General features: G+C 70.7%; 28 protein-coding genes. 11 read left to right on the top strand and 17 right to left on the bottom strand.

The window, feature by feature from the left end; genetic code table 11:
• Positions 1-900: a glycoside hydrolase family 19 protein gene (locus AB0J97_RS30380; RefSeq protein WP_364094723.1), complete on the top strand. Its 900-nt coding sequence runs from the start codon at positions 1-3 to the stop codon at positions 898-900.
• A 20-nt stretch (positions 901-920) separates the two neighbouring features.
• On the opposite strand, the gene AB0J97_RS30375 is transcribed toward AB0J97_RS30380, so the two are convergent.
• The gene (locus AB0J97_RS30375) at positions 921-1,301 is read right to left on the bottom strand and encodes a MerR family transcriptional regulator (RefSeq protein WP_357695666.1); all 381 of its coding nucleotides are present in this window, start codon (positions 1,299-1,301) and stop codon (positions 921-923) included.
• Positions 1,302-1,387: 86 nt separating this feature from the next.
• On the opposite strand from AB0J97_RS30375, the gene AB0J97_RS30370 reads away from it, so the two are divergent.
• Positions 1,388-2,272 (top strand): NAD(P)-binding domain-containing protein, encoded by an 885-nt coding sequence (locus AB0J97_RS30370; protein WP_364094719.1) that lies wholly within the window; start codon positions 1,388-1,390, stop codon positions 2,270-2,272.
• 89 nt (positions 2,273-2,361) lie between these two features.
• Here the strand turns inward: AB0J97_RS30370 and AB0J97_RS30365 are convergent, their stop codons facing one another.
• Entirely contained in the window at positions 2,362-4,119 is a 1,758-nt protein-coding gene (locus tag AB0J97_RS30365) for a long-chain fatty acid--CoA ligase (protein ID WP_364094716.1), read from the bottom strand.
• Positions 4,120-4,169: 50 nt separating this feature from the next.
• The gene (locus AB0J97_RS30360; protein WP_357695674.1) at positions 4,170-4,352 is read right to left on the bottom strand and encodes a hypothetical protein; all 183 of its coding nucleotides are present in this window, start codon (positions 4,350-4,352) and stop codon (positions 4,170-4,172) included.
• A 25-nt stretch (positions 4,353-4,377) separates the two neighbouring features.
• Between AB0J97_RS30360 and AB0J97_RS30355 the strand changes: the two genes are divergently transcribed.
• The 3 genes from AB0J97_RS30355 (at position 4,378) to AB0J97_RS30345 (ending at position 7,745) form a co-directional block, all read left to right on the top strand.
• Positions 4,378-4,905: a CGNR zinc finger domain-containing protein gene (locus AB0J97_RS30355; RefSeq protein ID WP_357695677.1), complete on the top strand. Its 528-nt coding sequence runs from the start codon at positions 4,378-4,380 to the stop codon at positions 4,903-4,905.
• A gap of 232 nt (positions 4,906-5,137) precedes the next feature.
• On the top strand, positions 5,138-6,730 hold the full coding sequence (locus AB0J97_RS30350; RefSeq protein WP_364094712.1) for an ABC-F family ATP-binding cassette domain-containing protein: 1,593 nt from the start codon (positions 5,138-5,140) through the stop codon (positions 6,728-6,730).
• Positions 6,731-6,767: 37 nt separating this feature from the next.
• Entirely contained in the window at positions 6,768-7,745 is a 978-nt protein-coding gene (locus AB0J97_RS30345) for a hypothetical protein (protein ID WP_364094710.1), read from the top strand.
• A gap of 70 nt (positions 7,746-7,815) precedes the next feature.
• Here AB0J97_RS30345 and AB0J97_RS30340 read toward each other — a convergent pair whose 3' ends face one another.
• The 3 genes from AB0J97_RS30340 to AB0J97_RS30330 form a co-directional block, all read right to left on the bottom strand.
• On the bottom strand, positions 7,816-8,073 hold the full coding sequence (locus AB0J97_RS30340; protein WP_357695683.1) for a zf-TFIIB domain-containing protein: 258 nt from the start codon (positions 8,071-8,073) through the stop codon (positions 7,816-7,818).
• Between the two features lie 59 nt (positions 8,074-8,132).
• Complete coding sequence (locus tag AB0J97_RS30335) at positions 8,133-8,987, bottom strand: phosphotransferase (RefSeq protein ID WP_364094706.1); 855 nt, start codon at positions 8,985-8,987, stop codon at positions 8,133-8,135.
• Between the two features lie 491 nt (positions 8,988-9,478).
• Positions 9,479-10,090, bottom strand: coding sequence for a hypothetical protein (locus tag AB0J97_RS30330; protein ID WP_364094703.1), 612 nt, complete (start codon positions 10,088-10,090; stop codon positions 9,479-9,481).
• A 255-nt stretch (positions 10,091-10,345) separates the two neighbouring features.
• Here AB0J97_RS30330 and AB0J97_RS30325 point away from each other — a divergent pair, with 255 nt between their 5' ends.
• Both AB0J97_RS30325 and AB0J97_RS30320 read left to right on the top strand, forming a co-directional pair.
• Positions 10,346-10,996, top strand: a complete 651-nt coding sequence (locus tag AB0J97_RS30325) for a hypothetical protein (RefSeq protein WP_364094700.1) — start codon at positions 10,346-10,348, stop codon at positions 10,994-10,996.
• A gap of 126 nt (positions 10,997-11,122) precedes the next feature.
• The gene (locus AB0J97_RS30320) at positions 11,123-12,019 is read left to right on the top strand and encodes a TIGR03619 family F420-dependent LLM class oxidoreductase (RefSeq protein ID WP_364094697.1); all 897 of its coding nucleotides are present in this window, start codon (positions 11,123-11,125) and stop codon (positions 12,017-12,019) included.
• Here the strand turns inward: AB0J97_RS30320 and AB0J97_RS30315 are convergent.
• From AB0J97_RS30315 to murQ, 3 genes are all read right to left on the bottom strand, one after another.
• A complete protein-coding gene (locus AB0J97_RS30315; RefSeq protein WP_364094694.1) occupies positions 12,016-12,393 on the bottom strand; it encodes a VOC family protein in 378 nt (125 codons plus the stop codon). The two genes, AB0J97_RS30320 and AB0J97_RS30315, sit on opposite strands and share 4 nt — an antisense overlap.
• 4 nt (positions 12,394-12,397) lie before the next feature.
• Positions 12,398-13,597, bottom strand: a complete 1,200-nt coding sequence (locus AB0J97_RS30310) for a serine hydrolase domain-containing protein (RefSeq protein ID WP_364094691.1) — start codon at positions 13,595-13,597, stop codon at positions 12,398-12,400.
• Positions 13,598-13,673: 76 nt separating this feature from the next.
• Positions 13,674-14,573, bottom strand: coding sequence for an N-acetylmuramic acid 6-phosphate etherase (murQ, locus tag AB0J97_RS30305; protein ID WP_357695693.1), 900 nt, complete (start codon positions 14,571-14,573; stop codon positions 13,674-13,676).
• Positions 14,574-14,630: 57 nt separating this feature from the next.
• Between murQ and AB0J97_RS30300 the strand changes: the two genes are divergently transcribed.
• The gene (locus AB0J97_RS30300) at positions 14,631-15,743 is read left to right on the top strand and encodes a DUF1343 domain-containing protein (RefSeq protein WP_357695695.1); all 1,113 of its coding nucleotides are present in this window, start codon (positions 14,631-14,633) and stop codon (positions 15,741-15,743) included.
• A 2-nt stretch (positions 15,744-15,745) separates the two neighbouring features.
• Here the strand turns inward: AB0J97_RS30300 and AB0J97_RS30295 are convergent, their stop codons facing one another.
• The 8 genes from AB0J97_RS30295 to AB0J97_RS30260 form a co-directional block, all read right to left on the bottom strand.
• Positions 15,746-16,600: a GNAT family N-acetyltransferase gene (locus AB0J97_RS30295; RefSeq protein ID WP_364094687.1), complete on the bottom strand. Its 855-nt coding sequence runs from the start codon at positions 16,598-16,600 to the stop codon at positions 15,746-15,748.
• A complete protein-coding gene (locus AB0J97_RS30290; protein WP_364094685.1) occupies positions 16,600-17,610 on the bottom strand; it encodes an ABC transporter ATP-binding protein in 1,011 nt (336 codons plus the stop codon). The genes AB0J97_RS30295 and AB0J97_RS30290 overlap by 1 nt, the downstream gene beginning before the upstream one ends.
• Positions 17,607-18,593, bottom strand: a complete 987-nt coding sequence (locus AB0J97_RS30285; RefSeq protein WP_357695701.1) for an ABC transporter ATP-binding protein — start codon at positions 18,591-18,593, stop codon at positions 17,607-17,609. Before AB0J97_RS30285 ends, AB0J97_RS30290 begins: the two co-directional genes overlap by 4 nt.
• 3 nt (positions 18,594-18,596) lie before the next feature.
• The gene (locus tag AB0J97_RS30280) at positions 18,597-19,502 is read right to left on the bottom strand and encodes an ABC transporter permease (protein ID WP_364094682.1); all 906 of its coding nucleotides are present in this window, start codon (positions 19,500-19,502) and stop codon (positions 18,597-18,599) included.
• The gene (locus tag AB0J97_RS30275; RefSeq protein ID WP_364094679.1) at positions 19,499-20,506 is read right to left on the bottom strand and encodes an ABC transporter permease; all 1,008 of its coding nucleotides are present in this window, start codon (positions 20,504-20,506) and stop codon (positions 19,499-19,501) included. Before AB0J97_RS30275 ends, AB0J97_RS30280 begins: the two co-directional genes overlap by 4 nt.
• A 3-nt stretch (positions 20,507-20,509) precedes the next feature.
• Positions 20,510-22,342 carry an ABC transporter substrate-binding protein gene (locus AB0J97_RS30270; protein WP_364094676.1) on the bottom strand — a complete coding sequence of 611 codons (1,833 nt, stop codon included), beginning with the start codon at positions 22,340-22,342 and terminating at the stop codon, positions 20,510-20,512.
• A gap of 182 nt (positions 22,343-22,524) precedes the next feature.
• Positions 22,525-23,490, bottom strand: coding sequence for a zinc-dependent alcohol dehydrogenase family protein (locus tag AB0J97_RS30265; RefSeq protein ID WP_364094673.1), 966 nt, complete (start codon positions 23,488-23,490; stop codon positions 22,525-22,527).
• Positions 23,490-24,683, bottom strand: a complete 1,194-nt coding sequence (locus tag AB0J97_RS30260) for a M20 family metallopeptidase (RefSeq protein ID WP_364094670.1) — start codon at positions 24,681-24,683, stop codon at positions 23,490-23,492. Before AB0J97_RS30260 ends, AB0J97_RS30265 begins: the two co-directional genes overlap by 1 nt.
• Positions 24,684-24,783: 100 nt before the next feature.
• On the opposite strand from AB0J97_RS30260, the gene AB0J97_RS30255 reads away from it, so the two are divergent.
• From AB0J97_RS30255 to AB0J97_RS30245, 3 genes are all read left to right on the top strand, one after another.
• Entirely contained in the window at positions 24,784-25,524 is a 741-nt protein-coding gene (locus AB0J97_RS30255) for an HAD-IIA family hydrolase (RefSeq protein WP_357696073.1), read from the top strand.
• Positions 25,525-25,691: 167 nt separating this feature from the next.
• Positions 25,692-25,880, top strand: coding sequence for a hypothetical protein (locus tag AB0J97_RS30250; RefSeq protein ID WP_364094667.1), 189 nt, complete (start codon positions 25,692-25,694; stop codon positions 25,878-25,880).
• A gap of 79 nt (positions 25,881-25,959) precedes the next feature.
• Entirely contained in the window at positions 25,960-26,889 is a 930-nt protein-coding gene (locus AB0J97_RS30245) for an acyl-ACP desaturase (protein ID WP_364094664.1), read from the top strand.
• The last annotated feature ends 49 nt before the right edge of the window (positions 26,890-26,938 follow it).

Genomic DNA, 26,938 nt, shown 5'->3' with positions numbered 1-26,938 from the left:
GTGCGACGGAGCCTGACGCTGTCCGCCGCCGCGCTGCTGGTGGCGGGCGTCCTCTCGGTCGTCGTGACGGCCTCGCCGGCCGGGGCGGCGGCCTGCGCGACGGCGTGGAACGCCGCGACGGTCTACAACGGCGGCGCGCTGGTGTCCCGCGGCGGGCACAACTGGTCGGCCCGGTGGTGGACCCTGAACGAGACCCCCGGCACCGCGGAGGTCTGGGCGGACAAGGGCGCCTGCGGTGGCGGCGGCCCGACCGACCCGCCGACCGACCCGCCGACCCCGGGAGGCTTCGTGGTGAGCCAGGCGCAGTTCGACCAGATGTTCCCCAGCCGTAACTCCTTCTACAGCTACAGCGGCCTGACCACGGCGATCGCCGCCTTCCCCGCCTTCGCCGGGACCGGCTCCGACACCGTCAGGAAACAGGAGGCCGCCGCCTTCCTCGCCAACGTCAACCACGAGACCGGCGGGCTGGTCTACATCGTCGAGCAGAACACCGCGAACTACCCGCACTACTGCGACACGAGCCAGCCCTACGGCTGCCCGGCCGGGCAGGCCGCCTACTACGGCCGCGGGCCCATCCAGCTGAGCTGGAACTTCAACTACAAGGCGGCCGGCGACGCCCTCGGCATCAACCTGCTGAACGACCCCTGGCAGGTGGAACGGAACGCGTCCGTGGCCTGGAAGACCGCGCTGTGGTACTGGATGACCCAGAACGGCCCCGGCACCATGACCCCGCACAACGCCATGGTCAACGGCCGCGGGTTCGGCGAGACCATCCGCAGCATCAACGGCAGCCTGGAGTGCAACGGCGGCAACCCGGGCCAGGTCCAGAGCCGGGTCAACGCCTACCAGCGCTTCACCCAGATCCTCGGCGTCGCCCCCGGAGGCAACCTGTCCTGCTGACCGCCCTTCCCGGCAGGTGATCAGGCCGGCGCGCGCCGTTCGGCAGGCGCGCGCCGTTCGGTGGTCTCCAGGTAGCCGCGCAGGGCGCGGCGGGAGCGGGCGAGCGTGTCGATCTGCTCGTCGAGGCCGCGCAGCCGGGCACGCAGGGTGTCCAGCAGCTCGGGGCAGGGCACGAGGTCGGGGTCGGGGCCCGTGACGCAGGGCAGCAGGTACGCGATCTCGTCGGTCGACAGCCCGGCGTCGAGCAGCTTCCTGATCTGGGCGACGGTCAGCACGGCCTCGTCGTCGTACTCGCGGTAGCCGCTGGCGCGGCGGTTGGGCTCCAGCAGGCCCTGGGCCTCGTAATAGCGCAGCTGGTGGGGGCGGACCCCGGTCCGCCGGCTCAGGTCCCCGATCAGCATGGCCGTCCCCCTTGACCTTCATACCGGTCTGAACGTTGACGATTCTCCCATAGCTGCTGGACAACCTCTTTGGGAGAGCGACTGTGATGACGAAGGATCGCCGTACCCCCGTGACCGTCGTGGGCCTGGGCCTGATGGGGGAGGCGCTGGCCGGGGCCTTCCTGCGCGACGGGCGGCCGACGACCGTGTGGAACCGTACGGCTGCCAGGGCCGACCGGCTCGTCGAGCGCGGGGCCGTCCGGGCCGGTTCGGCCAGGGAGGCCGTGGCCGCCGCCCCGCTCGTGGTCGTCTGCCTGACCGGGTACGACGCCGTGCGCGAGGTCCTCGACCCGTTGGCCGACGTCCTGGAGGGCCGGGTGCTGGTCAACCTCACCTCGGGCACCTCCGCCGAGGCCCGCGACACGGCCGGGTGGGTCGCCCGGCACGGCGGCGCCTACCTCGACGGCGCGATCATGACCACCCCCGCCGCCGTCGGGAGCCCGGAGGCCGCCCTCCTCTACAGTGGCCCGCGTTCGGCCTTCGACCCGCACGAACCGGCCCTGCGCAGCCTCGGCGGCGCGACGTACCTCGGCGCGGACCATGGCCTGTCGGCGCTCTACGACGTCGGCGTGCTGAGCCTGATGTGGAACATCCTGAACGGCTTCCTCCAGGGCGCCGCGCTGCTCGGGGCCGCCGGGGTGGAGGCGGCGGCGTTCGCCCCGGTGGCGAAGAACGGCGTCGAGACCGTGGCCGGCTGGCTGGCCGACTACGCCCGGCAGATCGACGAGGGCGCGCACCCGGCCACCGACTCGACCCTCGACACCCATGTGGCCGCCATGGACCACCTGGTCCACGAGAGCGAGTCGCACGGCGTGGACGCCGAGCTGCCGCGCTTCATCAGGGCCCTGGCCGGCCGGGCCGTCGCGGCGGGCCACGGCGACCAGGGCTACACGGCCCTGATCGAGCAGTTCCGCAAGCCCTCCGGCCAGTGACGGGACGGCGGCGGCGAGGGGCCCGTCGCCGCCGCCCGGGAACTCGCCGTCGTCAGCCGGCGTAGAAACCATGGAGAAGCCCGTCGTCGTCAGTCGGTGTAGAAGCCGTCGAGGAGGTCGGCGTGGCGTTCCTCGACGGCCTTGCGCCTGATCTTCAGGCTGGCCGTCAGCTCGCCCGTCTCCACGGTGAAGTCGTCGGCCAGGATCGCGAACTTCTTGATCGTGGAGTAACTGGCCTGGTCGGCGTTGACCTGTTCGATCGCCCTGCCGACCTCCTCGCGCATGCGCGGGTGCCCGCACAGCGCCTCGGGGTCGGCCGGCAGCGACTCGGCCTCGGCCCACGGGCGCACGACGTCCATGTCGAGGGTGACGAGCGCCGTCACGTAGTTGCGGCGGTCGCCGTGCACGAACACGTGCGAGGCGAACGGGCAGGCGGCCTTGACGCGGCCCTCCAGGTAGGTGGGCGCGACGTACTTGCCGCCCGAGGTCTTGATCAGCTCCTTCTTGCGGTCGGTGATCAGCAGCCGCCCGGCCTCGTCCAGCTCGCCGATGTCGCCGGTGCGCAGCCAGCCGTCCTCCAGCGCCTCCGACGTCTCCCGGGGCAGGCCGTGGTAGCCGCGCATCACGCCGCGCCCGCCGATGAGGATCTCGCCGTCGTCCGCGACGCGGACCTCGGTGCCGGGCAGTGGCGGGCCGACCGTCCCGAACCGCACCGATTCGGGACGGTTGAGGAAGCTGCCCGCCGACGACTCGGTCAGGCCGTACCCCTCCAGGATCGTCAGGCCGGCGCCGTCGAAGAACTCGGCCACGTCCCGTGACAGGGGCGCGGCCCCGGAGATGAAGAAGCGGATCCGGCCGCCGAAGCGCGCCCGCAGCTTGGCGAAGACCAGCCGGTCGGCCAGCGCGTGCTCGACCCGGGTGGTGAGCGGGACGGACGCCTCCCGCTGCCGCGCCCTGCTGACCCTGATGCCGGTCTCCCTTGCCCACTCGAAGATCCGCAGCTTGATCCCGCCCTCGCGGCGCACGGTGGCGACGACCGTGTTGTGGATCTTCTCGAAGATGCGCGGCGCCGCGGCCATCACGGTCGGCCGCAGCGCGCCGAGGTTGTCGGCGATGCGGTCGAGACGGCCGTCGATCGCGGTGGGCACGCCGATGTCGATCATCACGACCTCCAGCAGCTTGCCGAACGAGTGGGACAGCGGCAGCCACAGGAAGTGCAGGTCGCCGGGGGAGATGAGGTCGATCTCGCGGACCGAGCCGGCCGCGAACAGCCAGTTGTCGTGGGTGAGCTCGACGCCCTTGGGACGTCCGGTGGTGCCGGAGGTGTAGATGAGCGTGGCCAGGTCGTCCTGGGCGATGGCGTCCACCAGGGCGTCGTAGTCGCCCTCGCCGCGGCTGACCGAGTCGAGGGTGACCACCCAGCCGTCGTCGCTCGCCGAGCCGTCGACGACGACCACGCCGGTGACGTCGGGCAGCTCCTTCCGCACGGACCTGAGCTTGGCCACCTGCTCGTCGTTCTCGGCGATGACGATCGTGCTGCCGGAGTCGGTGATGACGAAGGCGCACTCGGCGGCCGTGTTGGACGGGTAGATCGTGGTGGTGGCCGCGCCCGTGGAGAGCACGGCCAGGTCGGCGAGGATCCATTCGAGCCTGGTCGAGCAGAGGATCGACACGCGCCTGCCGGGCCCGGCGCCGAGCCCGGACAGCCCCAGTGCCAGCCCGCGGACCCGCTCGCCGACCTCGCGCCACGACAGGGACGTCCACGCGTCGCCCGACGGCACCCGGTAGGCCTCGGCGTCGGGGGTGGCCGCGATCCGGTCGCGCAGCAGGGAGGGAATGCTGGACATGCCTGACCTCCTGAGGGGTGTGCCGCCGACTCTAGGACGAGTGCGCCGGGTCAGTCGATGCCCGTGATCGACCTGCCGCCGACCGGGGGCGGGCCGGCGCAGGCGACCGTCCGGGACGTGCGCACCTCCCACGCGCCGCAGGCGCAGCGCAGGTAGGAGACCAGGCCCTCGGAGGTGCGGTGCGAGGAGACGAGGGTCAGGGCGAAAGGGTCGTGCGGCTCTCCGTGATGCATGACTCCAACCTGATGTAATGGCCTTGTGCATTTCAACACTTACGGCGGCAACGGCGCCGAGCTCGCGGCGGCCCTCGTCAACGCGGACGACTTCAGCCCGGCCGCCGTGCGGGAGACGCTCACCGCCAACGCCATGTGGCGCACGGACGTCACCCCTGCCCAGGCCGCCGAGCTGGCCGCCTGGGCGCGCCGGCTGGCCCCCGTCTTCGGCGAGCCCGACCTCGGCGTCCAGGTCGCGCTGATCAACGAGCTCCTGGAGATCACCGCCTCCAAGCCGCACATCAGCACCCACGACGGCCTGGAGCCCCACCTGCACTTCTTCTCCACCGAGGCCGACATCGTCTCCAGGGCCAAGGACACCACCGCGGGCGGGCTGGCCATGGCCGTGTGCTTCTCCGACGGGCGGCGGCTCGGGCGCTGCGACCGGACGGGGTGTGCGACCGTCTACGTGGACACCTCGCGCAACGGCCGCCGCCGGTTCTGCTCGCTGACCTGCGCGAACCGGGTCAACGTGGCGGCCCATCGGGCGCGGGGCGTTGCCCGTTCGGCGTGAAGTGGGTAGTATGTCCGGGTCGTATCGCCGACCCATGGGGGCAGTTGACGTGAGGATCTGAGGCCGCGGGCACCGCGCCTATCCGCCCGGTCACGGGCTCTGTCGCGCGCACACCTCGACCTCGGCGACCTCTTCGCCCCAGTCTTACCAGCTTCGGCTGCCTGGTTGTCGCGCGCGCAGCGGTGTTCCCGCCAAGTCACGAAATTTCGGGTTTTGTGATGGGAGCCGCCTGATGTCTTTTTCCATTGTCGTCGATCACGTGTCCTTCGGCTGGCCCGATGGGACGATGGTGCTCGACGGTCTCGACGCCGCCTTCCCCGCCGGACGTACCGGGCTCATCGGGACGAACGGGTCGGGCAAGTCCACCCTGCTCAAGGTCATCTCCGGCGAGCTGACCCCGGGCTCGGGTTCCGTCTCGGTCACGGGCGAGGTGGGGTACCTGCCGCAGAACGTGCCGCTCGAAGGCAGCCGTACCGTGTCCGACCTGCTGGAGATCAGCGGGAAGCGGGCCGCGCTGCACGCCGTCGAGAGCGGCGACGTCGCCGAGGAGCACTTCACCGTCATCGGGGACGACTGGGACGTCGAGGAACGCGCGCGCGCCGAGCTCGACCGGCTCGGGCTCGGCCACATCGGGCTCGACCGCACGGTGGCGACGCTGTCGGGCGGCGAGGCCGTCATGGTCGCGCTGGCCGCGCAGATCCTCAAGCGCCCCGCCGTGCTGCTGCTCGACGAGCCCACCAACAACCTCGACCTGGACGCCCGGCGGCGGCTCTACGCCGCGGTCTCGGCGTACGCGGGGGTGCTGGTCGTGGTGAGCCATGACCGGGCGCTGCTCGGCCTCGTCGACCAGATCGCCGAGCTCCGCGACGCCGCCGTCCACCTGTACGGCGGCAACCTGAGCGACTACGAGGAGCAGGTCGCCGCCGAGCAGGAGGCGGCCGAGCGCACGGTCAGGACCGCCGAGGGCGAGGTACGGCGGCAGCAGCGCGAGCTGATCGAGGCCAGGACCAGGCTCGACCGGCGCAGGCGCAACGCGAGGAAGGCGTTCGAGAACAAGAAGGTGCCCAAGATCGTGGCCGGTGGGCTCAAGATGAAGGCCCAGGTGTCGGCGGGCAAGCACCGCGCGCTGCACCAGGAGCGGCTGGAGGAGGCCAGGGGAAGGCTCACCGAGGCCGAGCAGGCCGTGCGGGACGACGCCGAGATCCGCGTCGAGCTGCCCGGCACCGCCGTCCCGGCCGGCCGGACGCTCCTGACGCTGCCCCTCGACCCCCCGGCCACCGCAGCCGGAGGCGAAGGGCTCAAGGCGCTCGACCGGCTGGTGATCCGGGGGCCGGAACGCATCGCGCTGCTCGGGCCCAACGGATCGGGCAAGACGACCCTGCTCGGAAGGATCGTCGAGCACGGCGCGCACGTCCCGGTACGGTACCTGCCGCAGCGGCTCGACGTGCTCGACGACGCCCTGAGCGTGGTGGACAACGTCCGGGCCGTGGCTCCGGCGGCCTCGGTCAACGAGGTGCGCGCCCGGCTGGCCCGCTTCCTGTTCCGCGGTGGGCGGGCCGACCAGCCGGTGGGCACGCTCTCGGGCGGCGAGCGTTTCCGTGCGACCCTGGCCGCCCTGCTGTCGGCCGATCCGCCGCCGCAGCTGCTCCTGCTGGACGAGCCGACCAACAACCTGGACATGTCCAGCGTGCGGCAGCTCTCCCAGGCGCTGGCGGCCTACCGGGGCGCGCTCATCGTGGCCAGCCACGACGTGCCGTTCCTGGAGACGCTGGGGATCACCCGGTGGCTGCGACAGGATCGGGATGAGGGTCTGGCCGAATCGTAATTGACGTTTGGGGATCAACCGGGCAATAGTGTGGCGGGTGGCTTCACCCCGGTTGATCTCCTGCGTTCTCGCCCTGGCGACGGTGACGCTCGCCGCCTGCTCCTCGCCCCCACCGCTGACCGGCGGTGAGCCGAAGGTCAGCGGCGTGGCGGACGGCAAGGGCGGATCCCCCGGCGGCGACCCCACCTCGGGGGCCGGTCCCAGTGTCAGCGCCCTGACGCCGGAGGCGTACAAGGGCGAGCTCGACAACAGGCACAAGGCGATGCTCGGCGCGATCAACGGACTGGCCGGCGCGCGCGGGGTCCAGTCGCTCAACCAGCGCGTGGACAAGGCCGAGGAGGCGCTGAGCGGCGCCGCCGACGCCCTGTCCGCGATCAGCCCGCCCGCGGACGTACGGGCCCAGCACGACGCGTACGTCACCAGCCTGCGCGACTTCGCCACCGAGCTCGGCTCCACGGCGGGCAAGGTCGGCAGCCGCGAGCTGTGCACCTCCTCGGCCGTGCTGAGCGACCTCGGCACCAAGCTCACCGCCCTGAACAAGGCGGGCGAGGCCCTGCAGAGCGCCGGCGACTACCCGGCCGACATCGTCACCGTCAAGGCCGGCGGCAAGCAGAACAGGCGGCTGAAGAACGGCGCGTTCATCCGCAGGGCCTCCCTCGGCGGACGCAGCTCCCTGGAGGTCGACAACGGCGGCAGCCGCGACGCCGTCGTCACGGTGGTCAGGGGCGGCAGCAAGACGTTCAGCGTGTACGTGCGCAAGAGGGCCAAGTTCAAGGTCAGGGGCGTGCCCGACGGCACGTACAAGATCTATTTCACCCACGGCGTGGACTGGGACGGCAAGAGCAAGTCCTTCACCCGTCAGTGCAGCTTCGAGCGTTTCCAGAAGTCGGTGAAGTTCAAGACCACGGTCACCGCCACCCAGATCCTCTGGCACGACTGGCGGGTCACCCTGCACGCCATCACCGGCGGCAACGCCCGCACCGCGATCGTCAACCCCGACGACTTCCCGAGCTGACCCGCTGACAGGGTCGGAACACGCGAAAGGGCCGCGCGAAAGCGCGGCCCTTTTCCGCCTGTCGGGGCGATCAGGTCGAGAACAGCATGCCCACCCAGCTGCGCTGACGGTGGTGGCCGTAGTGGTGGCCGCCGCCGTGGTGGGGAGCGCCCCAGGCCGGCCCGGGGGCGGGAGGCGGGGGAGCGGAGTGGTACTGCGACTCCATGCGCGTCAGGGTCTCCAGCTCGCCGAAGTCGAGGAAGATCCCACGGCAGTTGTCGCACTGCTCGATGTGGACGCCGTTGCGCTCATAGGTCCGCATGTTGCCGCGGCACTTCGGGCACTGCATCTAAGTCGCTCTCCTTGGATCCGGGGTCTCAGGCTGAAACCTACCGCGTGCGGCCCCCGTCACGCTCTGACGATTCTGCTGCACGATTCGATTAACGAATGCTCGACCTCGTCCAGTTCCCGGTTCTCGCGCTCGGCGTTGAGGACGGCCACGGCGGCCAGCTGCACGGTCAGCGCCCTGGCCGGCAGGTCGAGCCGCTGCCAGGGATCGTCGCCCTGGCCGAGCGCGGGGCCGCCGGAGGCCAGGTAGGCGCCGAGGAAGCGCTCCCAGACGGCCGGTTCGAGCAGGCCCGCCGCGTACCAGGCGGCCGGTCGCGCCAGGTCCCAGGCCGGGTCGCCGACGCCCAGGTCGTCGACGTCGATGAGCAGCCACCGGTCGCGGCAGACGAGCTGGCCCAGGTGCCAGTCGCCGTGGGTGAGCAGGCCCGGCACGGGGACGGGCTCCGGCAGCTCCTTGAACGCGTGCCTGACCAGCTGCTCGACCGGGCCGTCCCCGCTCATCCTGGACACCGCGCGGGCGGCCCGCGCCGGGCCTCCGGCGGGGGGCATCGGCGGCACCAGCGTCAGGGGGACGGCGTGCAGCCGGGCCAGCAGCCGCGCGCCCTCCTCCCAGGGGGCGGACCCGGGATCGTCGTGGGGGACCGGCCGGCCGGCCGGCCAGACGGTGACCGCGCGGCCCGCCGCCGTCAGCACCTCGCCCTCCAGCGGGGCCAGCAGCACGCCGTTGACCGCGGCCGCGGCGGCGGCCCTGAGGCGGGCGCGCAGCGGCTCCACCTCGTCGCGGGCCGAGTGGGCCTTGACCACCACCTCGCCCATCCGTAACACGACCACGTCGGTGCGCGTCTGGTGTCGCACGGGTTCGCCCGTGCCGCCGTACGCCGCGGCGATACCCGCAAGCTCCTCCTCTAGACCCACTCGTACAGACTAGGGGGCGGTATGGGCGGTACGTGCCGCCAGACGCCGTCGCTGGAGCGGGCGAGATGTTCACTCAGACCTGCGGTAAGGCCAGCCGCACAACTTTGTGTGTACCAGGGTGTGCCGCTCACGATCCGTGAGGGCCGTCACTGGCGAATTGCGCGCGGAATGATCTTGCCGTTCCTTCCGGCTCTCCGGCAGGGATGCCTGCGTGGCGGCGACTGGCTGTGCGGTCGCTTGGAAGACGGTGTGGACGATGTGCTCGTCCCCCAATTGGAGCCGCATCCATCGCCATGCTGCGTCGGACATCCCTGGATACCGCCCGTCTCTGGAACCACCCGGTTTCCGGCGTCCGTACGTCCTGGCACGCCGAGGAACGTCACCATCCGCTCACGCGAAAGCGCCACACATGTCCACTGATTGCCTGTTCCGCTCTCACGTGCATGCAATCGGAGGTCTGAAGAATTCTCGATGAGCTCTACCGCGGCCGACTATCGCCATGGAAATATTCCTTTCGGCTGCCGCGAGGCCTCGATATTCTTCTCTCTTCCAAGGAAACGTAACACTCTTTGATGTTGGTCGCCGAGGATGTCTTCAACTCTGATCAGCACGTCAAATTCGGCCAGTACCAGTAATGATCTCCGGTTGAAGGCGACAAGCTCCATGTCGTTGTCTGCGTGGGGGAGGCCGGCTCCATTGCCGAGATTGAGAAGCCAATAGTCATATCTGCGTTGAAGGTTTAGCGTGCCTAGATATTCAACCATTTGCCCCCATGTCAGCCAGTCGGTGAATCGATCCTGTTCGCTCCCGGGACCCATGAGGGCGCACCTGTATTTTATCAGCCGGATGACGGTCTGGCCGGATCCTGAATTGTAGATGTGCCCGACGCGTCGTGATCTCTTTATATGTGAACTCTCTTGCGCGTATGAGTTGTACGAGATGTTTGGCGTGTTGGTCCTGGAGAGTTGAGAGCGTGCTAGAAGCACTGCCAGGGCCGCGCTCGTGAGTGCCGCACTTGTGGAGAGATCGAGAACGGTCAACTTCCAGGGAAACGAGTCTATTGGCGCGGGGACGAAGTTCTTCTTTATCGTCTCCCAGACCATGCTGGACACCGTGAAAGCCAAGAAGATTCGTGGGCCCATATAGCTCACCCATTGTCGCTTGACTAGCCTCTGTGTTGTTAGTTCCTCTCCTTGACTCATTTCCCTCCAGTGTGGGGAGTCACCTCTTTATGGTTATGGCACCAAGTATCCAGCCTGGTCGCCGCGAGCGCCAGTGTGCCTCCCGTGACCTTTCTGACGCGTGTGAGGTGCCTGACAGATTCCCGTCAGCAGGTTCGTGGTGATGGAGGGCAAACGATGGCCGCGTCAAAGACGCGCCGGTTCGACATCACCACCAGCACTCTGGGCATTGGGCGAGTCCGCACCAGCCAGGTGTGCTTCCGTCTGTCCGTGACGGGCGCGAAACTTTTTGGTAGCAAGAACCCAGACACGCCGTCGCACTGGCAGAAGATGGACTTCCTCGCTTGGGCCCCACGAGCTGATCTGAGGTGGCGACACCTCAGCCTGGACGATACCCATGCTCTGCCCCGGCCTATGTCAAGGCGATGGGAAGCGGGCAGTTCGGGCTCCGGTGCAAACGAAGACGACGAGGACCGCCCGATGGGGATCCTGTCCGAACTGGTCGCGATCCTGCGCGATCACATCAAGTCCTACGGCACTGCCTCGGACGGACGACGGTCTACCGCCGATGGATATCTCCGGGTGTGGCGGGAGGCGCGCCAGTTGGCCTTCATCCCTGAGCAGGTGGAGTCCCCGGCGGCGGGCTGCCCCTACGACTTGCGGCACGCGGCGGCGTCGCTCTGGCTGCGTGCAGGGGTGCATGCCCCGAGGTCGTCGAGTGCGCTGGGGCGCAGCGTGCAGACACTTCTCAAGACATACGCCAAGTGCATCGACGGAAGGCACGAGAGAGCCGACCGGCGCACTCACCAAGCGGTGGAGGCACTTTGAGGGAGCGGACACCGCTACGGAATGGCGCGGAACGGCTGCGCCGGGGGAAGGCTCGCTTCGATCTTCCACTGAAGTTCGTCGAAGGCTCCCACAGGGCGCAGATTCGCGTCGGTCAGACTAGGGGGCATGAGAATCGGTTTCGCCGTACCCCAGTCAGGGCCGTGGGCCACGCCGGAGAACATGCGTCGCGTCGCCGTGCGGGCGGAGGAGCTGGGCTACCACGAGCTCTGGACGTTCCAGCGCATGCTCTACCCGGTCGGGCATCCCATGGGGCCGACCTACCGGAGCGTGCACGACCCGCTGATCACCCTGGCGCACCTGTCCGGCGTGACCGGGACGATCCGGCTCGGCGTGGCCGTGATCAACGCGTACGTGCAGCCGGTCGTGCTGGCCAAGCAGCTCGGCACCCTGCAGACCGTCTCCGGCGGCCGGCTGAGCGCCGGGATCGGGCTCGGCTGGGTGCCCGAGGAGTTCGAGGCCGCCGGCATCGGCATGGAGCGGCGCGGGCGCAGGGGTGAGGAGTTCGTCGAGCTGCTGCACAAGGCGTGGGCGGACGACGTCGTCGAGCATGACGGCGAGTTCTACCGGGTGCCGGCCTCGTACATCGACCCCAAACCGGCGCCCGGCCCGCCGCAGGTGCTGCTCGGCGGCACCGCCGAGGTCGCGCTGCGCCGGGCCGGGCGGCTGGCCGACGGCTGGATCAGCTCCAGCAGGGAGGACCTGTCGGCGGTCGCGGGCCGGATCGGGCTGATCAAGGAGACGATCGCCGGCGCCGGGCGGGACGCGGCCGCGTTCCGCTTCGTGTGCCGCGGCGTCACGCAGGTGCGGCCGGAGGGCCCCGAGGACGGACGCCGGCCGCTGACCGGCACGTACGAGCAGATCCGGCGGGACGTGGACGCCCTGGCCGCCGCAGGCGTCACGGACGTCTTCCACGACCTCAACTTCGACCAGGAGTTCGTCACCGCCGACGCGCGGGAGGCGATGCGCCGCGCCGAGGAGGCCCTGGAGGCGCTGGCGCCCTAACCGCCGTAGGGGACGGTGATGATCTCCAGGTTGTGCCCGTCGGGGGCCGACCAGTAGAGCCCGCGACCGCCGTCGTGGGTGTTGATCTCGCCGGGCCTGCCGTGTCCGGGATCGGCCCAGAACGTCAGGCCCCGGCTCCTGATCCGGCCCCAGATCTGGTCGAACTCCTCCTCGCCGACCAGGAAGGCGTAGTGCTGGGGAGTCACCTTCCCCGGCGCCTGCATCACGTCGAGCGAGACGTCGTTGGCCAGCGTCACGACGCGGAACGGGCCGTAGACCGGCGCGGGCTCCAGGCCGAGGACGTCGACCAGGAAGGCGGCCGTGGCGTCCCGGTCGGTGGCGGCGACGATGGTGTGGTTCAGCTGGACGGGCATGCACTCACGCTACGTGCCGCAGCGCCTCGGCGGCCACCGCGCACCGCAGCTCGCGCATCCCGGGCCGCCCGCGCATGGGGTGGACGGCGTTGGTCAGCAGCACCACGGTCAGCCCGCGCGCCGGATCGACCACCAGCGACGTCCCGGTGAACCCGGAGTGGCCGTACGCGCCGCTCAGCGGGCCCACGATGCCGGGGTCGCCGATCCGCACGCCGAGCCCGTGCCGGAACGCGGCTCCCTCGGCCCCCTGGTCGCGGGTCATCTCGGCCACGCTCGACGGGCTCAGCATCGCGCCCCCGCCCAGCCGCAAAGCCTCCCCGAAGGCCAGCAGGTCGTCCGCCGGGGCGAACAGGCCCGCGTGCCCGGCCACCCCGCCCAGGGCGTGGGCCGTCTCGTCGTGCACCTCGCCGCGCACGCAGCCGGGGCCGGGACGTTCGGGCTTGAACTCGGTCGCCGCGACCCGCTCGACCGGGATCCCGGGGGCGGCTCCCCGCTCGGGCTGCCCCTGGCCTGGGGCCTGTGCGGTGCGTCCGTGGCCGGGGAGCGGGCGGTAGGCGGTGTCCGCGAGGCCGAGCACGTCCGTGATCCGGGCGCGGACCAGGGCGTCGAGGGAGGCGGACGCGGCCAGCTCGGCGATCCGGCCGGCCATCACCATGCCGACGTCGCTGTAGAGGTAGGGGCCGCCGACCGGGCCGGTGACCGGCGTGGTGAGCATCGCGGCCATGCGCTCGTCCGGCCCGGCGTGCGGCAGTTCCAGGTCGACGCGGCGGGTCGGGGTCAGGCCCGCCGTGTGCGTGAGCAGGCGGCGCAACGTGATCCGCGGGTCGGCCCCGGGGATCCACGCCGCGACCGGCTCGTCCAGGTCGAGCAGGCCCTCCTCGGTGAGCGAGAGCACCACCGCGGTGGTGCACAGCTTGCTGACCGAGGCCAGGTCGAACACCGAGTCCCGGCGCGCGGGCGGCCGCTCGGCGGCGAGCCTTCCCGGCTCACCGCCCCCGCCGCCCTGCCCGCCTGCAGAGACGCCGTCCCGCCCGCCGTCCGGCCCACCGCCTGAGACGCCGGTCGGCTCGGCGTCGGCGTATCTGACCAGTTCGCCGGCCGCCGCGACGGCGGTCACCGTGCCGTGGGCCGCGATCAGCGCGACCGCCGCCGGGCACACCTCGGGCACCGCGGCGGCCAGCAGCCGCTCCAGCCGGTCCGACATCCCCGTTCCCCCCTCGTGAGTCCCGCGTGAGTCCTCGTGAGGACCTTGTGAGTCCTCGCGCGTCCCGCCCCGGACGTCAGCCGCTGAGCGCGTCGCTGAGCCGCTCTCCGTGCGACTCCAGCAGCGCGCGGGCGGCGTCGGCGTCCAGCCCGTGCTGGATCATCACCACGGCCGTCTTCGCCTGCCCGCCGGACGCCTCCAGCGCCGCGCCCGCCGTCGCGGCGTCGGCCCCGGTGATCTCGCTCACCATACGCAGCGCGCGGGAGGCGAGCTTGCTGTTCATGGCCGACATCTCGATCATCCTGTTCCCGTAGGTCCGGCCCAGCCTGACCATGGAGATCGTCGAGATCATGTTGAGCACGAGCTTCTGCGCCGTGCCCGCTTTGAGCCTGGTCGAGCCCGCCACCACCTCGGGCCCCACCACGACCTCGATCCCGTGCTCGGCGGCGGCCGACAGCGGCGCGCCCGTGTTGCACGACAGCGCGGCCGTCAGCGCCCCCCGGCCGGCGGCCTCGGCCAGCGCGCCCAGCACGAACGGGGCCCGCCCGCTGGCCGACACGCCCACCACCGAGTCGAGCGCGCCCACCTCCAGGTCCTTGATGGCCGCCGCGCCCGCCTCGGCGTCGTCCTCCGCGCCCTCGACCGACCGGGTCAGCGCCTCGTGCCCGCCCGCGATGACGCCCTGCACCAGCGAGGGATCGGTGCCGAACGTGGGCGGGCACTCGCTGGCGTCGAGCACGGCCAGCCGTCCCGAGGTGCCGGCGCCGACGTACAGCAGCCTGCCTCCCTCGGCCATCCGGGCGGCGATCGCGTCGATGGCCGCCGAGATGGCCGGGACGGCCGCGGCCACGGCCTCGGGAACCCCGGCGTCGGCCTGGTTCATCAGTCGGGCGATCTGCTCCGTCGGCAGCCGGTCGATCTGGCTGTAGCGGGGATCGCTCTGCTCGGTGGACAGCTCGGGCAGCGGATCAATCATGACGCTAATTTCCACCCTTTACTTCTCAGTTGTAAATATCTTTCAGAGAATGGATCCATGTCATACGTACGCACCGGAGCCGAACGGCTGGCCGCGGACCCCGCGCTCGCCGGAGGCGCCCGTCTCGGCCTGATCACCAATCCCACCGGCGTCCTGCCCGACCTGACCCCCACGACCGACGCCCTGCTGGCCGCGGGCGTGCCGCTGACCGCGCTGTTCGGCCCCGAGCACGGCCTGCGCGGCACGGCCCAGGCGGGGTCGAGCGAGCGGGACGCGGTGGACCCCGGGACGGGACTGCCGGTCCACGACACCCACGAGCTGTCGGGCGACGACCTCGACCGGGTGGTCTCCGCCTCCGGCGTGGACACCCTGGTCTTCGACATCGCCGACGTGGGAACCCGCTTCTACACCTTCGTGTGGACCATGTACGACCTGCTGGCCTCGGCCACCCGGCTGGGCCTGCGGTTCGTGGTGCTGGACCGGCCCAACCCCCTGGGCGGGACCGTCGAGGAGGGCCCGCTGCTGGACCCGGCGTTCGCCAGCTTCGTGGGCCGCTTCCCGCTGCCCGTGCGCCACGGCAGGACCGCGGGGGAGCTGGCCACGCTGTTCGGCTTCGACGCCGACCTGCGGGTGGTCACAATGGAGGGCTGGCGGCGGGACATGGGCTGGGCGGAGACCGGTCTGCCCTGGGTGATGCCCTCGGTCAACATGCCCACCCCCGACACCGCGCTGGTCTACCCGGGCACCGGGCTGTTCGAGGGCACGAACTTCTCCGAGGGACGCGGCACCACCCGGCCGTTCGAACTGGTCGGGGCGCCGTACGCGGACGAACGCTACGCGGCCGTCCTGAACGGGCTGGACCTGCCGGGCGTACGGTTCAGGGACACCTGGTTCACGCCGACGTTCCACAAGCACGCGGGCGTCCCCGTACGCGGGGTGCAGCTCCACGTGCACGACCCGCGGGCCTTCCGGCCGGTGCTGACCGGGTTGTCGATGCTGCACACGGCCCGCGTCCTCTACCCGGACGACCTGGTCTGGAAGGGCGATGACCTCTTCCTGGACCTGCTGTGGGGCTCCGACGCGCTCACGCGCTGCCTGGAGGCCGGGGACGACCCGCGCGGGTTGTGCCCGCCGCCGGGCCGTCCCGAAGGACATCTGCTCTACAGCTGACATCAGGCCAGATCGCGCCGATAGAGCCAGAAGACGCGTTCGGCTCGCGCGCCCACGGCGCGCGAGTAGAACCGCAACGGCCCCACCCATCCGATCTGGGCGCTCTCCTGGCCGGCGGCCCGCTGGTCGGCCAGGCAGCGGCGCAGCAGCACCCCGCCGAGGCCCAGCCCGCGGGCGTCCGGGGCGGTGCCCATCGGGCCGAACCAGGCCGGCCGGGCCCCCCAGGCGGCGAAGGCCAGGACGCGCCCGTCGCGCTCGGCGTAGTGCAGGCCGGTCGCGTTGGCCGCCTCCCAGGCCCACCGCTCGTTCCAGTGCTCCTCGACGAACGCGGCCACGGCCGACCGGTCGGCGTCCGCCGCCCTGACCGTCACCCCCGCCTGCTCCAGCCGCCGCAGGTCGTCCTCGACGGACAGGTCGGCCTGCAGGTCGGCGGTCATGTTCCAGGCGACGTGGTAGCGCTCGAAGCCGAGGCTCTCGGCCAGGCAGGCGGCGGCGGTGTACCGCACGTCGACGCCGGGCCAGGCGTAGCAGGGCGGGTTCCCGGCGAAGCGGGCCTGCCGCACGCCGTGCCCGCGCAGCCACTCCTCGGCCGCCCGTACCAGCGCCCGCCCGTGCCCGCGACCCTGGGCCGAGGGATGCACGGCCAGCAGGTCGACGTGCCCGACCTCGGGGTCCTTCGACGAGACGGACGTCATCACCACCCCGCCGTCGGTCGCCAGCGCCGTCCAGCGGCGCTCGGCCGGCGGCTCGGCCAGGCGCCGGACCAGGTCGGGAGCCTCGGGGGCGTCCAGCGTCAGCGCGGCCTCGGCCACCCGGGCGGCCTCGGCCAGGTCCGCGTCGCGGACGGTGGGCGACATCACACCTCGCTCATCGGGCGCGCGATCACGTCGCGCCGCTCGGGGTAGAAGCACGCGTGCTGTTGCGGCACGCCCTCGGTGATCTGCAGCAGCGGCCGCTCGCTCGCGCACCGCTCGCCGCGGAAGGGGCAGCGGCGGGCGAACAGGCAGCCCTCGTCGGTCTTGCTCTCGTCCAGCGACTCCAGCGGCGACACCGGCTGCGCGCCGGGCTCCTCCAGGCCGTGCAGCACGGGGATGGCCGACAGCAGCGACTGCGTGTACGGGTGCACCGGGTCGGCGATGACCGTGTCCACCGGGCCGCGCTCGACGACCTGGCCGCGGTAGATGACGTAGAGCTCGCCGTCGTCGCCGATGTAGCGGGCGGTGGCGACGTCGTGGGTGATGAACAGCACGCTCACGCCCAGCCGCTCGCGCAGGTCCTTCAGCAGCGCCAGGATGCCCAGCCGGAGCGAGACGTCGATCATCGAGACGGCCTCGTCGGCGACCAGCATCTCCGGGTCGACGGTCAGCGCGCGGGCGATGACCACCCGCTGCCGCATGCCGCCCGAGAGCTGGTGCGGGTAGCGGGCCAGCACCGAGCCCGGGTCGAGGCCCACCATCGACAGCACCTCGGCGGCCCGCTCCTCGATCCACTCCTTCGACCGTCCGGTCTGCCCGGCCCGCAGGCTGAGCGGCGCGTACAGCGTCTGGTGGATGGTCCGGGTCGGGTTGAGCGCCGAGTACGGGTCCTGGTGGATCATCTGGATCTTGCGGAAGTACGGCTGGCGCTTCTTCTGCTTGAGCCCCGACATGGACACGTCGCCGATGACGATCTCGCCCTCGTCGTAGGTCTCCAGCCCGGCGATGATCCGGCCCAGCGTGGTCTTGCCGCAGCCGGACTCGCCGATGAAGGAGGCCGCGCCGCCCTTGGGGATGGTGAAGTCCACCCCGCGCAGCGCCCGCACCTCCCGCCCGGCCAGCACGTTGCCGCGCTGCTTGTACGTCTTGACGATGCCGGTCCCGGTGATCACGCGTGCTCCTTCACGGTCACGGCGTGGCAGGCCACGACCCTCGATCCATGTGCCGCGGCCTGCGGGTCGACGGTGTCGCACACGTCCATGCGCAGCGCGCAGCGCTCCCTGAACACGCAGCCCTCCTTCGGCACCGTGGCCAGCGTCGGCGGCCGGCCGGGCAGCGCCTGAGCCTCGGCGATGTCGCCCACGAGGCGCGGGATGGCCCTGATCAGCCCCTTGGTGTAGGGGTGGCTGGGGGCGCCGAGCACCTCGCGGGTCGGGCCCTGCTCGACCAGGCGGCCGCCGTACATGACGACCAGGCGGTCGGCGACCTCGGCCACGACGCCGATGTCGTGCGTGATGACCAGCGTGGTCAGGCCGCGCTCGGCGTGCACCTCGCGGACGATCTTCAGGATGTTCGCCTGGGTGATCATGTCGAGGGCGGTCGTCGGCTCGTCGAGCACCACCAGGTGGGCGTTGAGCACCAGCGCCAGCATGATGCCGACCCGCTGCCGCATGCCGCCCGACAGCTCGTGCTGGTGCGAGTCGAGCACGCGCGCGCCGTCCAGGCCCATCCGGCCCAGCAGCTCCTTGGCCTCGCGGACCAGACCGGGCAGGTCCTCCACGCCGTGCGAACGGCCCAGGTCGAGGAGCTGCTTGCCGACCGTCTTGAGCGGGTTGAGCGAGTTCTGGGCCGCCTGGAAGACGTACCCGATGTGCCGGCCGCGGGCCTTGCGCAGCTCCTCGCCGGCGAAACCGGTGACGTCGCCGAGGCCGTCGATCTCGACGCTGCCCGCGGCGATCCTGCCCGGCGGCTGCACCGCGTTGAGCAACGACAGCGCCAGCGTGGACTTGCCCGAGCCGGACTCGCCGACGATGCCGGTGATCGTGCCGGGCTCCAGCGTCAGCGTGACGTCCCGGACGGCGGGCAACTCGCCCGCGGGGGTCTTGTAGACGACCGTCAGGCCGTCGATGCGCACTCCCGGCGCTTGTTCGGCCACTTGTTACTCCTCGCGCAGCCGGGGGTTGAAGATCTCGTCCATGGCGTCCACCACGAGCACGATGCCGAGCGTGAGCAGCAGGATCGCCAGCAGTGGCGCCAGCAGGTAGCCCAGCGCGTTCGGCGTGATCATCGCGCCCGCCTGGAACACGGCGAGGTTGAGCATCACGCCCCAGTTGTCGGACTCGTACGGCAGCACGCCCAGGAAGAACAGGCCCACCTGCGAGTAGACCGCGCCGGTGACCGCGATGAGCATGTTCATCGCGATGTAGGGCGCCATGCTCGGCAGCAGTTCCCTGCCGATGATGTGCGTGGTGGACAGCCCCAGCCCACGGGCCGCCTCGATGAACCCGCGCTCGCGCAGCGACAGCGTCTGCGAGCGCACCGCGCGCGCCACGCCGCCCCAGCCGAGCAGGCCGAGCACCAGGCCCATCTGGAGGGGGTTGCCGAACTTCCACACGGTCGCCAGCACCAGCAGCAGCGGCAGGCCGGGGATGGTGAGCTTCATGTCGGTCAGCCGCATGAGCACGGTGTCCCAGCGGCCCCGCTTGAAGCCGGAGAACAGGCCGATCGCGGTGCCGGCGACGACCGTGATGATCGCGGTGACCAGGGCGGTGAGCAGGACGTAACGCGACCCCTTGATCACCAGCGAGGTCACGTCCCGGCCCTGCGGGTCGGTGCCGAACCAGTGGTCCCAGCTCGGCGGCTGGGTGATCGCGCTCGCGTTGCCCGGCAGGTGCTCGGGCAGCAGGATCGGCCCGATCACCGCCATGACGATGAAGCCGGCGATGATGACGACCCCGGCCATGCGGCTGGGCTTGCGCTTCATCACCCGCCACACGCCGTTCCAGAAGTTGCGGCGCATGGCCGACGCGGCCGGCGCGGCCTCAGGGATGAGCGTGGCGCTCACGAGCCCTCCTCTCCGCTGCGCACCCGCGGGTCGATGACCGTGTAGAACAGGTCCGCCACGATGTTGGCGATGATCGTGCCGACCGTGATCAGCAGGAACGCCCCGCCCATCAGGCCGTAGTCGCGGTCCTGCACGCCGCTGATCAGCAGCCAGCCGAGCCCCGGGTAGTTGAAGATCTTCTCGATGAAGACCGCGCCGCCCAGCAGCAGGCCGAGCGAGAGCGCGAGCATGGTGAACAGCGGCAGGATCGCGTTGCGCGCGATGTAGCGGAACACGATCGAGCGCTTCATGCCGCGCAGCTCGGCGGCCAGGATGAAGTCGTCGCCCAGCACGGTGACCACGCTCGACTTCATGGCCAGGATCCAGCCGCCGTAGGCCGACAGCGCGTACGTGACGACCGGCAGCACCGCGTGCTCGGCCAGCGAGCCGAGGTAGCCGGCGTTGAAGCCCGGCTCGAACAGGATGTCCACCGTGCCGTCGGCCGGCAGGATCGGGATGAGCGTCGCGAAGATCACCACGAGCAGCATCGCCAGCACGTACTGCGGGATGCCGTGCAGCAGCGAGCCGGAGATGGCCAGGGCGTCGCCCAGCTTGCCGGTGCGCTTGATGGCCGCGTACACGCCGAGGACGATCCCGACGAGGAAGCTCAGCAGCGTGCCGACCAGCACCGGTAGAACGGTCCACTTGGCCGCGTCGGTGAGCACGTCGAGCACCGGGGTGCCGGGCCGGCTGACCGACATGCCGAGGTCGAGGTGGAGCAGGCCGGTCATGTAGTCGGTGTACTGCTGCCACAGCGTGCCGTCAGGCAGGAAGCCGTACAGGACCTTGACGGCCTGGGCGGCGGCCTCGGGCGACATGCCCTGCTCGACCAGCTTCTCGTAGCGGGCGGCCATCGGGTCGCCGGGGATGTTGTTGATGATGAAGAAGCTGATCGTCGCGACTACGAGGATCATGACGAACCCGCGGGCCAGGTGGCCCGCGAGTCGTCGTGCGATGAGCGCCATGAACTACGACTTCGCCTTGATCATGCCGAGCTGGATCCAGACGCCCGAGGGCAGGACGCCGGCGCCCATGCGCAGGATCTCGTCGTCGTGCGGCCAGCCGGTGAAGCGGCTGTTGTTGACGAACTGGGTGTTGACGTAGTCCCAGAGCTGGATGACCGGGAGGTCCTGGTTGGCCGCCTTGGCGAGCTGGGCCATGATCGGCTTGGCCTCGTCCTCGGTGGCCGAGTTCAGCTTGCCGGTCAGCTCACCGGGGTTGATCTTGGTGCCGTCGACCTCGATCTCCTCGGGGCCGCCCATCCAGTTGCCGGCCTTGCCGGGCTCGGAGTGCTTGACCTTGCCCGCGACGTTGGTCCAGCCGTTGGAGGCGCCGTACAGGCGCTGGTAGATGTCGTACGGCGCGGGGCCGAGCGCCATCAGCCAGAAGCCCACGTCGTACTTGCCGGCCGCCAGCTCCTCCAGGTAGAGGGGGTAGTCGTTGGACGTGACGACCTCGGCGTCCACGCCGCCCTTGACGAGCTGGCTCTTGATGTTCTCCTGCGCCGACAGCCAGTCGGAGAAGCCGGCGGGCGCGTGCATGGAGACCTTCCACGCCGAGCCGTCGGCCAGCGTCCACTTGCCGTCCTTCTTGGTGAGGCCGGCCTGCTTGAACTCCTCCTCGGCCTTGGCCACGTCGGGCGCGTACGGCTCCAGCTTGGGCAGCTCGTCGGGGATCCACGCCTGCGCGGCCTTCTGGTGGATGCCGCTGGTGGTGACCGCCGCGGTGCCGCCCTCGGGGGAGGCGACCTTGGTGACCTCCTCGCGGTTGATCAGGTAGGCCAGGCCGCGGCGCACGTGCACGTTGTCGTACGGCTTCTTGGACTGGTTGAAGGCCATGCTGACCGCGACCGGCGAGTAGCCCTTGATGACCTCGTTGCCGGCGGCCGCCTTGATCCGGTTCATCACGTCGGACGGCGCGGCGGTGAAGCCGGCGTGGTCGAGCTTGCCCGCGGTGAGGTAGTTCCAGATCTGCTCGTTGCCGGTGTAGTTGAGGAACTTCACCTGAGCCGGCGCCACGTTCGCGGCGTTGTAGAAGTACTTGTTCTTGACCAGCAGCGCCTCGGACGGGTTCACCCGCTCCAGCACGAACGGGCCGGCCGAGGTGTCCTTCGGCGGGGCGAAGGTGAGCACCTTCTCACCGAGGCCGGTGATCGTCTCGCGCGCCTTGTCGGCGTCGGCGCCCTCGCCCCTGGAGGCCTTGAGCTGGTCCCAGAAGTCCGCGGGGAGCACGCTGCTCCACACGTGGGAGGGCAGGACGAACGTGTCGAGCACGCCGCGGGCGAACTTCGGGCTCGGGTTCGCCATGTCCTGGGTGATCTTCAGGGTGTGGGGGTCGACCACGGTCACGTCCGCCGCCGCGCCCGCGGCGCCCGGCGTGATGGAGAACGCCGTGCTGCCCTGGGTGTAGGCGATGCCGATGGACATCTTGACGTCGTCGGCGGTGACCGGCTTGCCGTCGGACCACTTGGCGTTCGGCTGGAGCTTGAGGGTGATCGCCGAGTTGTCCGGCGCGATCTCCCAGCTCTCCGCGATGCCGGGGAGGGCCTGGTTGGGGTCGGTCAGGTGGTTCTTCACCCAGCCCAGCTTCATCGCCGTGTAGCCGGGGAAGGAGTTGCCCTTGGGGTTGTACGGGTTGGCCGGGGCCGTGGCCTCCAGGCCCGGCCTGTTGACGTCGATCGTGGTGAAGAGCCCGCCACCACCACCGCTCGAGCCGCCGGACTTGTTGTTAGTACCACCGCTGCACGCCGCTGTGGCGGTGGCGAGGCCCAGCAACGCCACTACCGCTGCCAGTCGCTTCATCTGCCGCTCCGGGGGATGTCGGACCTGTTGAGGATCTGTAGGGAATTGACCGGACCCTACGGTCGCCAGCAGGCAGCGTCAATAATCTCCAGATGTTGTGAGTGTAATGTAACTTTCCTTCATAGAGGTCCGGCATGGCGCCAATCTCCATCGCGCGACCTCGGACGACGGGTCCTGGGGCCTCAGTCCACGACCAGCACGGCGGCGCCGCTGAGCCGGTCGGCGGCCAGATCGGCCAGCGCCCGATCGGCCGCGGCCAGCGGGTAGAGCGTGGTCGCCACCCGCGGCGGATGGGCCAGCGCCAGCTCCAGGTAGGCCCGCCCGTCGGCCCTGGTGTTGGCGGTCACGCTGCGCAGCGTGCGCTCCTGGAACAGGTGCCGCTCGTAGTTCAGCGGGGGCACGTCGGTCAGGTGGATGCCGGCGATCGCCAGCGTCCCGCCGCGGTCGAGGGCCTCCAGCGCGGGCGGCACCAGGTCGCCGACCGGCGCGAACAGGATCGCCGCGTCCAGCGGCTCGGGCGGCCGGTCGCCCGCCGAGGCCGCGCCCAGCTCCAGCGCCAGCTCCCTGGAGGCGGCCGACCTGGTCACGGCGTGCACCGTGGCGCCCTGCGCGACGGCCGCCTGCGCGGTGAGGTGGGCCGAGGAGCCGAAGCCGTAGATGCCGAGCCGGCCGCCCGGCGGCAGGTCGCAGCGCGCCAGCGCCCGGTAGCCGATGATGCCCGCGCACAGCAGCGGCGCCAGCCGCTCGGCCGGCACGTCGCCGGGCAGCGGATAGACGTAGTCGGCGGGGGCCACGACGTACTCGGCGTAGCCGCCGTCGGCGTCCCAGCCCGTATATGTGGAGTCCGGGCAGAGGTTCTCCGTGCCGCGCAGGCAGTAGCGGCACCGGCCGCACGTCGAGCGCAGCCAGGCCACCCCCACCCGCTCGCCGGAGCCCTCGACCCGGCCCACCACCTGGTGCCCGGGGGTGGTCCGCGGCCGCCGCGGCGCGAGGTCGCCCTCGGCCAGGTGCAGGTCGGTCCGGCACACGCCGCACGCCTCCACCTTGACCAGCACCTCGCCGGGGCCGGGCTCGGGGACGTCCCGCTCGACCGGTACGAGCGGGCCGGACGCCATCGGCCCCGGCCGGTCCACCACCCAGGCGCGCATCACGAACCCGACAGGCGCTCGTAGGCCAGCGAGGCGTACAGCGCGGCGCCGTCGGACAGCACGGAGTCGTCGAAGAGGGCGTCCGGCGAGTGGTTGTAGGGCGCCGTGGCCGGGTCGCGGTCGGGCGGGCAGGCCCCCAGGAAGACGAACGCGCCCGGCACCTCCTCCAGCACGTACGAGAAGTCCTCCGACCCCATCACCGGCTGCGGCGCCACGAAGTAGCGGCCGGGGCCGAACAGCTCGTCGGCGGTCGCCGAGACGAACCCGGCCTCGCCCTGGTCGTTGACCGTCACCGGGTAGCCCATGCCGAACGACGTCTCGACCCGGAGCCCGTGGGCGGCCGCGATGCCCTCGACCACCTCCACCAGCCGCCGCTTGACCAGCACCCGGTGCTCCTTGCTGAACGTGCGCACGGTCGCCTCGAAGCGCGCCTCGTCGGGGATCACGTTGTCGGCCGAGCCGCCGTGGAAGGTGCCCACGGTGATCACCACGGGGTCGAACACGTCGAACGTGCGGGTCACCATCGTCTGCAGCGCTGTCACCATCTCGCAGCCGGCCGCGATCGGGTCCTTGGCGCGGTGGGGGCTCGACCCGTGCCCGCCGCTGCCCTTCACCGTCACGCAGAACACGTCGGCCGCCGCCATCATCGGGCCCGGCCGGGAGGCGAACAGCCCCGGCGGCAGCATGGCCGACACCACGTGCATCCCGTACGCCGCCACCGGCCGCGTGCCGGCCGCGTCGAGCACGCCCTCGCCGATCATGTGCTTGGCGCCCTCGTGCCCCTCCTCGCCCGGCTGGAACATGAAGATCACGTCACCGGCGACGTCCTCGCGCCGCGCGCTGAGCAGGCGGGCCGCGCCGACCAGCATGGCGGTGTGCAGGTCGTGGCCGCAGGCGTGCATCTGGCCCGGCGTCTGGGAGATGTAGGGCAGGTCGTTGCGCTCGGCGACCGGCAGGGCATCCATGTCCCCGCGCAGCAGCACCGCGGGACCGGGACGGCCGCCGCGCAGCACCGCGGTGACCGAGCTGAGCGTCTTGCCGGTCGTGATCTCCAGGGGGAGCCCGTCGAGCGCGGCCAGCACCTTCTCCTGCGTCCTCGGCAGATGCAGTCCGAGCTCGGGGGTGGTGTGCAGGGAGTGGCGGAGCTGGATGAGTTCGTCCCGCATGTCCAGGGCGGATTCAGTGAACGACATGATGAACATTGTTCATGTGTGCGGCGAGAAGTCGACAAGGCTCGCTCGATACCATGAGCGGGTGACTCAGCGTAAGCGGATCGACTCCTGGTTGTCCGACATGGACGGCGTCCTCGTCCACGAGGGGCGGCCGATCCCCGGTGCGGACGAATTCATCAAACGGCTCAAGGAGTCCGACAAGAAATTCCGGGTCCTGACCAACAACTCCATCTACACCCAGCGCGACCTTTCCGTACGGCTGGCCGGCGCAGGGCTCGACGTGCCCGCCGAGTCCATCTGGACCTCCGCCCTGGCCACCGCCCAGTTCCTCGACGACCAGCGCCCCGGCGGCTCGGCGTACGTGATGGGCGAGGCCGGCCTGACCACGGCCCTGCACGAGGTCGGCTACGTCCTGACCGACCTCGACCCCGACTACGTCGTGCTCGGCGAGACCCGCACCTACAGCTTCACCCAGATCACCCGCGCGATCCGCCTCATCGAGGCCGGCGCCCGCTTCATCGCCACCAACCCCGACCCGATCGGCCCCTCCACCGAGGGCTCGCTGCCGGCCTGCGGCGCGGTGGCCGCGATGATCACCAAGGCGACCGGCGTCGAGCCCTACTTCGTGGGCAAGCCCAACCCCCGTATGATGCGCAGCGCGCTCAACGCCATCGAGGGCCACAGCGAGACCACCGCCATGATCGGCGACCGGATGGACACCGACATCGTCTCCGGCATGGAGGCGGGGCTGTTCACGATCCTGGTGCTGACCGGCGTCACCCAGCGCGACCAGATCGACCGCTTCCCCTACCGTCCCTCCCTGGTCGTGGAGTCGGTCGCCGACCTCGTCGACCTGATCTGAGCCCGGCGGGGAGCGCGAGCAGGGTGACAACTCTTCTCCCGGGGCGCGAAGGATCGCGGCGCGGGAGAAGAAAACCACTCCCGGCGTCCGCCGTCCGGCGGCGCGGCGCCCGTCCGGCTGAGATCCTTGGTGGCGGAAGGTGACTTACCGATTTCGGGGAGGCAGCGATGTGGCGTGACGAGCCCGGGGAGAAGGACGCGCAGGCCGCGCAGGAGCTGGCGACACTGCGCGTCGAGGTGACCGAGGAGCTCAGGTTCGTCCGGACGGCGATGGCCGAGGAGTTCAACTCGCTGCGCTCGGAGATCCTCGATCTGAACATCAAGCTGGACCGCTTGTTGCAACGCGTTGGCATTTAGGACAACCAGGTAGACACCGCATCACATGTCCTTCAGGTAGCCTAACCTACGGTCCCGTAACCTGAAGGAGAAGATCTTTATGGCGATGTCTCAGACGGAACTGCTGCACGAGCTTGAGCCTGTTGTCGGCGTGGAGCTCGATCGCCACAACTCCACGGCCAAGGAGTGGTTCCCGCACGAGTACATCCCGTGGAGCGAAGGACGCGACTTCGACGGCATCTACGGCGGCAAGGCGTGGGAGGAGGGCGACTCGAAGATCCCCGAGGCCGCCCGCATCTCGCTCATCGTCAACCTGCTCACCGAGGACAACCTGCCCAGCTACCACCACGAGATCGCCACCACGTTCGGCCGCGACGGCGCGTGGGGCACCTGGGTGCACCGCTGGACCGCCGAGGAGGACCGCCACGGCACCGCTCTGCGCGACTACCTCACCGTCACCCGGGCGGTCGACCCGGTCGCGCTGGAGCGGGCCCGCATGCACCACATGGAGCAGGGCTTCACCACCGCGTACGGCACCATGCTCCAGCAGCTCGCCTACGTCTCCTTCCAGGAGCTGGCCACCCGCATCTCCCACCGCAACACCGGCAGGGCCTCCGGCGACGAGGGCTGCGAGCGCCTGCTCGCCCGCATCGCCGCCGACGAGAACCTGCACATGCTCTTCTACCGCAACCTGCTCAAGGCGGCCTTCGAGCTCGACCCCAACCAGACCATGCGCGCGGTGACCGAGGTCGTCACCACCTTCCAGATGCCCGGCACGGGCATGGAGGGCTTCGCCCGCAAGGCCATGATCATCGCCAATGAGGGCATCTACGACCTGCGCCTGCACCTCGACGACGTGCTCATGCCCGTGCTGCGGCAGTGGGCGGTCTTCGACAAGACCGGGCTCGACGCCGAGGGCGAGCAGGCCCGCGAGGAGCTGTCGGCGTTCCTGGCCAAGACCGAGGTGACCGCGGCCCGCTTCGTCGAGCGCCGCGACGAGCGCCGCGCCCGCGCCGCCGCCAAGGGCTGACGCCAGGGGCCGGCACCGGGGCCGGCGCGCCGCCGCCACCCGCGCGGCG

Source organism: Nonomuraea sp. NPDC049607 (assembly GCF_040675375.1).
In the GTDB taxonomy this organism is placed as follows: domain Bacteria; phylum Actinomycetota; class Actinomycetes; order Streptosporangiales; family Streptosporangiaceae; genus Nonomuraea.
The sequence above is the reverse complement of the archived record's forward strand: the minus strand, read 5'-3'. Positions and strand labels throughout refer to the sequence as shown.